This window comes from Pseudoalteromonas sp. J010 (assembly GCF_003934235.1).
In the GTDB taxonomy this organism is placed as follows: domain Bacteria; phylum Pseudomonadota; class Gammaproteobacteria; order Enterobacterales; family Alteromonadaceae; genus Pseudoalteromonas; species Pseudoalteromonas peptidolytica.
Genome location: NZ_RDBW01000073.1, coordinates 1 through 1,299 on the forward strand (window position 1 = coordinate 1; position 1,299 = coordinate 1,299).

At 41.3% G+C, this 1,299-nt stretch carries 1 protein-coding gene; it reads left to right on the forward strand.

The features are described from left to right. Window positions 1-502 precede the first annotated feature (502 nt). Window positions 503-1,299 (forward strand): DUF642 domain-containing protein (locus EAG18_RS22000; protein ID WP_125254468.1); only part of this gene is annotated, 797 nt, incomplete at its 3' end.

Here is a 1,299-nt window from a genome sequence, read left to right on the forward strand (position 1 = left end):
CATTATATGTGTCTGGGCGTAACAAAGGTGAGGATGCAAAACTTTATACGCTAGATGCCAATACAGGCGAAGCGACTTATATCATGGACGCACCGGAGCATATTAACGATTTAACCTATGTCGCTAATTGCCAATAACCATTAATGCAGCAGCGGTAAAATAAAGGCGAGGGGAGTCCCTCGCTTTTTTGTTTTTACGTCAGAGCAGTAACCGATACGACACACCTACTAAAAGAATGTTGATCTATTACGTTTTATTCTCTTGCCGGTATGAATAACTTTGCTCCATTGGTCTATTCAATATTGATATAGGGTTTGCCTACGCTAAAAAATCACTTTTCGTAAAATGAAAATCCGCAATTGCATTCTGCGAATAAACATGAAACTTCAAGAGAAAAGATACAAATAAAAAGTATAAGCTATTGATAAATATTAAGTTATTTACTGTTTGTGTTGGCATGTATTGTGCAGTCAACATACAGGTACTTTAACGGAGATTTATTATGAGAGCAGCTCTATTATACTCAGCGCTAATTATTTTACCCTTTGCCACAATAGGCTCGCCAAACTTAGTTAGTAACGGGTCGTTTGAAAATAACTCGGTGTTGACAGGAACTTGGGGGTTAGTGAACGAGATTGAGGGGTGKACGATAGCTGGTGCTCAGCTAGAAATTCAAAAATCAACCATTAGTTTTATAAACTCGCAAGATGGCAGTAACCACGTTGAACTCGACTCGACGGGCAACTATACCATCTACCAAGATCTTGCGACGACTGCTGGTAACAAATACAAAGTAAGTTTTTATTATTCAGCAAGGGTTGAAGGAGATAATTCGACAAACCGTGCCAGAGTATGGTTTGGAGATACAACTTTAACTACTATGAATGCCAACACATTAGGGTGGCAGAAGTTTGAATATACGGTCGTTGCATCAAGTGAGGTTACTCAACTAAGGTTTCAAGGAATGGGTCGTTCAGACTCTTTAGGTGCGTTACTCGACAACGTTGTTGTGACAGAAGAAGTACAGACACCAGCGCCAACGACGGGTTGTAAAGTGGGTGTTTATGGCATAAACAACTTCGGCGAACAGAGCAATAGTTATGTTTACCACTTTGATACCAGTGGTGGTACGTATTCATATGTAGAAGGCGTTGATAACACCGCCTCTAACATCGCGGCGCACAACGGTGAGCTATATTTTATGGAGCAGACTAACGGTACGACCAAAGCTTCATCACTGTGGAAAGTTTCGCTAGATAGCGCCGAGCAAACGCTCGCAGCCAATACCGTGTCTTGGCC